The 6,193-nt window shown below is 70.1% G+C and carries 6 protein-coding genes; 3 read left to right on the top strand and 3 right to left on the bottom strand.

Annotation, left to right across the window (positions count from 1 at the left end; genetic code table 11):
* Nucleotides 1-744 (bottom strand): ATP-binding cassette domain-containing protein (locus OOT08_RS15850; protein ID WP_325093801.1); only part of this gene is annotated, 744 nt, incomplete at its 3' end.
* Nucleotides 741-1,802: a BMP family protein gene (locus OOT08_RS15845; RefSeq protein ID WP_325093800.1), complete on the bottom strand. Its 1,062-nt coding sequence runs from the start codon at nucleotides 1,800-1,802 to the stop codon at nucleotides 741-743. The genes OOT08_RS15845 and OOT08_RS15850, both read right to left, overlap by 4 nt.
* A gap of 133 nt (nucleotides 1,803-1,935) precedes the next feature.
* Between OOT08_RS15845 and OOT08_RS15840 the strand changes: the two genes are divergently transcribed.
* On the top strand, nucleotides 1,936-3,195 hold the full coding sequence (locus OOT08_RS15840; RefSeq protein WP_325093799.1) for a PucR family transcriptional regulator: 1,260 nt from the start codon (nucleotides 1,936-1,938) through the stop codon (nucleotides 3,193-3,195).
* Here OOT08_RS15840 and OOT08_RS15835 read toward each other — a convergent pair.
* Nucleotides 3,179-3,787, bottom strand: a complete 609-nt coding sequence (locus tag OOT08_RS15835; protein WP_325093798.1) for a TetR/AcrR family transcriptional regulator C-terminal domain-containing protein — start codon at nucleotides 3,785-3,787, stop codon at nucleotides 3,179-3,181. The two genes, OOT08_RS15840 and OOT08_RS15835, sit on opposite strands and share 17 nt — an antisense overlap.
* Nucleotides 3,788-3,955: 168 nt before the next feature.
* On the opposite strand from OOT08_RS15835, the gene OOT08_RS15830 reads away from it, so the two are divergent.
* Nucleotides 3,956-5,629 carry an amidohydrolase gene (locus OOT08_RS15830; RefSeq protein ID WP_325093797.1) on the top strand — a complete coding sequence of 558 codons (1,674 nt, stop codon included), beginning with the start codon at nucleotides 3,956-3,958 and terminating at the stop codon, nucleotides 5,627-5,629.
* 41 nt (nucleotides 5,630-5,670) lie between these two features.
* Nucleotides 5,671-6,193, top strand: a 523-nt coding sequence (locus OOT08_RS15825; protein WP_442916277.1) for an APC family permease, incomplete at its 3' end; no start/stop codon positions are given.

Here is a 6,193-nt window from a genome sequence, read left to right as displayed (position 1 = left end):
TTCCGCGCCGACCATGAGCCGCGCGAGCTCCTCGGCCCGCATCCCCGCGGCCGGCACCGTGGTGAGGACTTCGCCGTGTCGCAGGATGCTGACCCGGTCGGCGATCTCGGCGACCTCGTGGAGTTTGTGCGAGATGAGTAAGACGCTCAGCCCCTCGGCGACGAGCTGGCCGAGGATGCCGAACAGCGCCCGCACATCCTGCGGGGTGAGCACCGCGGTCGGCTCGTCGAGGACGAGCACCCGGCTGTCGTGCACCAGCGCTTTCATGATTTCCAGGCGCTGCTGCTCCCCCACGGAGAGGCTGTCCACGAGCCGGTCTGGCTCCAGCGCCAGCTCAAGCCGATCCCCGAGCGCGCGGACGAGCGTTCTCGCCCGGTTCAGGTCGATTCGGCCGAGGGGTGCCCCCGACAGGATGACATTTTCCGCGACCGTCATCGTGTGCACGAGCGAGAACTCCTGGGTGACGAGGCCGATGCCGGCCGCCATCGCCTCGGCGGGTGTGCCAAAGCGAACCGGCGTTCCCTCCGCGCGGATGACGCCGCTGTCTGGTCGGCTGAGCCCGTAGAGGATTCGGGTCAGGGTGCTCTTGCCCGCGCCGTTTTCTCCGAGGAGCGCGTGCACCTCGCCGGGAAAGAGCGCGAGTGAGAGGTTTCGATTGGCCTGCACCTCGCCATAGCGCTTGTTGATGCCGATCAGTTCCAGCAGCGGCGTCGCCGGGGTCTCCGGAACGGGGGTCGGGCTCATGACCCGGAACCGGTCACACCCGGGGGAACGTCTTCGTTCACCGGTGTCACGAATTCCCCGGCACGGATTTCAGCTTCGCGCTGTGCGATGCGCTCGATGAGTTCGTCCGGGATCGGATAGGCGGTGTCGCGGTTGATGTCCGCCAGTTCGCTGCCTCCCGCGATCATGAACGAGTACTCCCCCAGGTTTCGCGCGCGGAAGGCATCGCGCTCGACCTCGGCAAGGACCTCCTCGACCGTGGGCCGCATGTGCCACACCAGCGAGGTGGCGACGTATTCGGGGGCCTGGCTTTTCTGATCGGTCATCATGCCGATCACGGGGAGCTCATATTCGAGGGCGGCTGAGATCACGCCCTCCCGTTCGGCGAAGAGCACGTCGGCTCCCCCGGAGATCGCCGCCTCAGCGGCCTGTTTCGCCGTCGCCGGGTCGAAGAAGGAGTTGATGAAGGAGACCGTGACGGTCGCGTCGGCGTTCGTCTCAGACACCCCCTCGAGAAAGGCGTTCACGATCCGGTTGACCTCGGGGATTGGCATCGCCGCGACGACCCCGATTCGATTCGATTCGCTCAGGCCCCCGGCCAGCATGCCGGCAAGGTATCCCGGGTCCTGCAACCAGTTATCAAAGACGCTGAAATTGGGTTCTTGTTCCTCGCCCCCGGAGCCGAAGACAAAGGCGGTGTCGGGGTGATCCGCGGCGACCGCGCGGACGGCTTCTTCCGCCGCGAAGGAATCCCCGAAGATCACATCGGGTTGCTGGTTCACGATGATGTCCCGAAGGCCGCGCTCCATCTCGTCCGCCGTGGCGAGCTGGTCCACATATTCGTACCGGATGAGCCCCTCGTCCGCGACCTCTTGTAACGCGTCGTGGACGGCGCCGTCCCACGGTTCCTCCAGCGGCGTGGCAAAGGCCCCGAAGAAGAACGGCACGTCATCCGAAGCCGTTGCGTCGCCGTCGTCGGCGGGGCTGCACCCCGCGAGGGCGAGAACCATCGCGACGCCGATCGCGCCGAGCCCCGCCCCGTACCGCTTCCGTTGTGCCCCCCGAGGTGTCCTGTTCATGTGCGCGCCCTTCCACCGCCGTTGTACCCGGGTCTGACTGTAGGAAGACCCTAGGATGCCGTCCGGGGTTCAGCCAGGGCCAGTCTGTCCAGTGGGACTGACCCGGGAGGGGACACTCTGTACAATGCCTGGCATGGAGCTGTCGGTTGCGGGCTTTCTGGACCTCCCCGAGGTCGTCCGGGCTCGACCCGAGGTGTTGAGCGGGACGAGACTGGCTCACCTGCCCTGCGACTGGGTGCACACCAGTGAGATCTACGAGATCGGGCCGCTGCTTCAGGGCGGCGAGGTGCTCCTCACGACGGGGTTGGGGCTCGTGAAACGGAGCCCAGAGGAGTGCCGAGAGTACGTCCGGAGTCTCGCTCGGGCCGGGGTCTCGGCCCTGTGCATCGAGCTGGGCAGGTCCTTTCCGCGCCTCCCGGAAGCGCTCAGGGCGGAGGCGCGGGAACTGGGCTTTCCCCTCGTGGTCTTTCACGAGGTCGTCCCCTTCCTGGAGATGGCAAAGGCCAGCTTCGCTCGTATTCGCCCCTCGGGCACCGGGGAGCGAGCCCCCGTCCCGCTGGCCTCGGTGCAGCTGCGCCAGGGGGCGCTCATCCTGGACCTGCTCCGTTCGGGGTCCCCCGACGCGCACGGCCCGACCCTGACCCGGTTGGCGGAGTCGGGTTTCCGGGTGCGGCCGGACGAGGCGATCCAGCTGTGGTGTCTGCGTCCGAGTGCCGGCGGCCCCGCCCTGACGCCGGCCGGCCCGGTCAGCGAGCTGTTCGCGCCGCCCGTGCCGGGTGCGCCGAGCGCCCACATCCACGTCCCGCGCAGCTACGGCGAGCTGGTGCTCACCGTCCGAAGCGCCGAGAATGATGCGGATACGCCCGCGAGCCGCGCCCGGCACCTCGCCGAGGGCCTCGGGACAGCGGGGGTGCCCCCGCACACCCTGATTGCGGGGCCCCGTGTGGGTGCCCTGGCCGGGTTCCCGGCGGCGCTCGCCGAGTTTCAGGACCAGCTTCGTTTCGTGCAGGAAATGGCCGTTCGCCCCGGGCTCGTCTCCCACCGGGAGCTGTCCTCGACCGTGGCGCTCGGCCGGTGTGTTCGAGAACCCGCCGTGCAATCCCTAGCCGCAGCGCAGCTGGGGCCGCTGCTCGCGTACGAGCGAGCGCACGGGACCCGACTGATTGACACGCTCGAAGCCTTCTTCGAGGCCGGGCTGTCCGTCACCGCGGCGTCGGGGACGCTCGGCATCCGTCGCCAAACGCTCTACGCCCGGTTGCGCAAGGTTCAGGAGGTGCTCGGCTCGGATGTGCTCGAGCGCAGCGCCTCCCGGCTCGCCCTCGAACTGGCGATCACGAGTCGCTCCCTCTCGCCGCAGCAGCCCGGGGGCCGGGGCCTCAGAGCGCGGCCGTGACGCGGGCCTCCATGCCCGCGATCAGGATCTCGTAGCCCAGTTCGAAGCCCGCGGCTGCGCTCGCGTGCCGGGCGTTTGCGCCGGTGAGGCCCTCGCGGAGCGCGGGCAGGCCGGGCGGGAGCGCCTCGAGGCTGAGCAGGCTCTCCGGCGCGACGCGGTCGAGGGCGGAGCCGAGCACATAGGCCTCAACCGCGCGCATCCCGGCGACCGCGTCCCCGGCCGTCCAGCCGCCGCGCACGAGGGCCGAGATGACCACCTCGTACATGCGCAGGGTGGAGTGGTCGGTGATCGTGGTCGTCGCCAGCAGGGAGATGCTGTTCGGGTAGCGGGCGAAGGAGGCGAGGTAGGAGCGGCCCCAGTCCGCGAGCGCCCGCGGCCAGGGCTGCTCGGCGAAGGGGGTCACGTCGATGCTCTCCACGATGAGCGCGCGCATCTCCTCGATGACCGCCTGCCGCCCGCTGACGTGGTTGTAGAGCGAGGAGGGCTGCCGGTCGACCCGGGCGGCGAGCTGCCGCATCGTCAGGGCCTCGCTGCCGTGCTCCTCCACGAGCTCCAGCGCGGCCCGCGCGATCTCCCGACGGTTCAGCCTCATCGTGCATCCTCTCCGGCCCGGGTCATCCTCGACCCGGCTTGACAGCCAATTTTCTCAACAGTACATTACAGAGACCAAGGACGAACAACGTTCGTTCGTCCTCGCACACCGCACGGAACGGCCCCCGCACCGGGGCCAGCCGCACCCGGAGAACCCAATGGAGGGCCCATGACCGAGCACGCCGCCACCCGCGCCGAAACGAGCGCAGGGCCAGCCACGCTGTTCCACGGCGGCACCGTGTGGCCCGAGCTGGACGCCCCCGAGAGTGACGCTCTGCTCGTCGTCGCCGGACGCGTCGCCGCGCTCGGCCCCGCCGCGCACGAGCACCCGGCCGCCGCTGACGCGGCCCGGGTCGACCTGGCGGGCGGCTTCCTCATGCCCGCCTTCGCCGAGGGCCACGCGCACCCGATCTTCGGCGGCCTCGAAGCCCAGGGCCCGCAGATCGTGGGGCTCACGAGCGTCGAAGACATCGTCGCCGAGGTCCGCCGCTACGCCGAGGCGCACCCGGAGGAGGACTGGATCATCGGGGCCTCCTACAACGGCTCCCTCGTCGAGGACGGCCTCTTCGACGCCCGGTGGCTCGACGAGGCCGTCGCCGACCGGCCGGTCATGCTCCGCGCCTGGGACTACCACACGGTGTGGTGCAACAGCCGGGCCCTGGAACTCGCCGGGATCCACGCGGACACCCCGGAGCCGGCACTCGGCGAGATCCCCCGCCGCGAGGACGGCGCGCCCCTCGGCGTGCTCCGCGAGTGGGGCGCGATGGACCTCATCAACGCGGTGCAGCCCGGGTACGACCTGGAGGACCGCCTGACCGCGCTCCGGACCGCGGGCGAGCACTACGCCGCGCTCGGCACCACCTGGGTGCAGGACGCCTGGGTCGAGCCCGCCGACGTGGACGTCTACGTCGAGGCCGCGCGCCGCGGCCAGCTGCTCGTGCGCACCAACCTCGCGCTCCTGGCCGACCCCCGGCGCTTCCCGGCCCAGCTCCCCCAGCTGCTCGCCGCCCGGCAGCGCATCCGCGATCTTGGCCACCCGCTCCTCACCGCGAACACGATCAAGTTCTTCGCCGACGGCGTCATCGAGAACGAGACCGGCGCGCTCCTGGAGCCCTACTGCACCGGGCAGCACCGGGGCATGGAGGTCTGGCAGCCCGAGGCGCTCGCCCGGGCAATCGCCGCCGTCGAGGCCGAGGGCTTCCAGCCCTTCGTGCACGCGATCGGGGACCGGGCCGTCCGCACCGCACTCGACGCGATCGAGCACAGCCGGGCAGTCAACGGCGAGACCGGCACCCGGCCCGTGATCACCCACGTGCAGCTCGCCACCGCGGAAGACCTCGCCCGCTTCGCCCGGCTCGGGGTCATCGCGAACCTGCAGCCGCTGTGGGCCCAGCAGGACGGCCTCATGACCGTGCTCACGGTGCCCCGGCTCGGCGCTGAGCGCAGCGACCGGCAGTACCAGTCGAAGACCCTCACCGACTCGGGCGCCACCGTCTCCTTCGGCTCCGACTGGCCCTGCAGCTCCGCCGACGTGCGCGAGGGCATCGCGATCGCCGCAACCCGGACCACGGTCGCCGGAGACCCCGCAGGCGGGTGGACGCCCGAACAGATTCTCCCCCTGGAGCTCTGCCTGAGCCTCGCCACCGCCGGAACGGCCCGGCAGGCCTTCGCCGACCGCGGCCCCGCCGCGTGGGGAACGCTCACCCCCGGCAACGCCGCAGACCTGCTCTGGCTCGCCCGCGACCCGCGCACCGAGTCGCCAAAGGCCTTCCCGGACAACCCCGTCCGGGCCACGTACCTCGCCGGAGAACAGACCTTCCCGGCAACCCCAGAAAGGATGTGATCGGACCGCTCATGAACACACACAACTCCGCCGATTCAACGATGAACGGCGGCACCGGATCACCGTGGTCCACCGGCACCCCGACCATCGGGGGCCCCGCCACCACCCAGCTCAAGCGCGTGCTGGGGGTGCCCTCCCTCGTCCTGTTCGGACTCGTCTACATGGTCCCGCTGACCCTGTTCACGACCTACGGCATCGTCACCCAGACCACGGGCGGCCGCCTCCCCCTCGCGTACCTGGTCACCCTCGTGGTCATGCTCTTCACGGCCCGCTCCTACGGGCTCATGGCCCGGGCCTTCCCCTACGCGGGCTCCGCATACACCTACTCCCAGCGCAGCTTCGGGCCCGGCATCGGCTTCATGGCGGGCTGGGCGCTCATGCTCGACTACCTGTTCCTGCCGATGATCAACTACCTCGTGATCGGGATTTACCTGAACGCGGCCTTCCCCGCCGTGCCGAACTGGGTGTTCATCGTGCTCGCCATCGCCGCGGTCACGGTGCTCAACATCGTCGGCATCGTCTCGGTGAGCCGCACGAACACGATCATCATCGCGGTGCAGGCAA

Origin of the sequence: Leucobacter sp. M11, from assembly GCF_035726885.1 — a bacterium.
In the GTDB taxonomy this organism is placed as follows: Bacteria; Actinomycetota; Actinomycetes; order Actinomycetales; family Microbacteriaceae; genus JAPFRB01.
The sequence above is the reverse complement of the archived record's forward strand: the minus strand, read 5'-3'. Positions and strand labels throughout refer to the sequence as shown.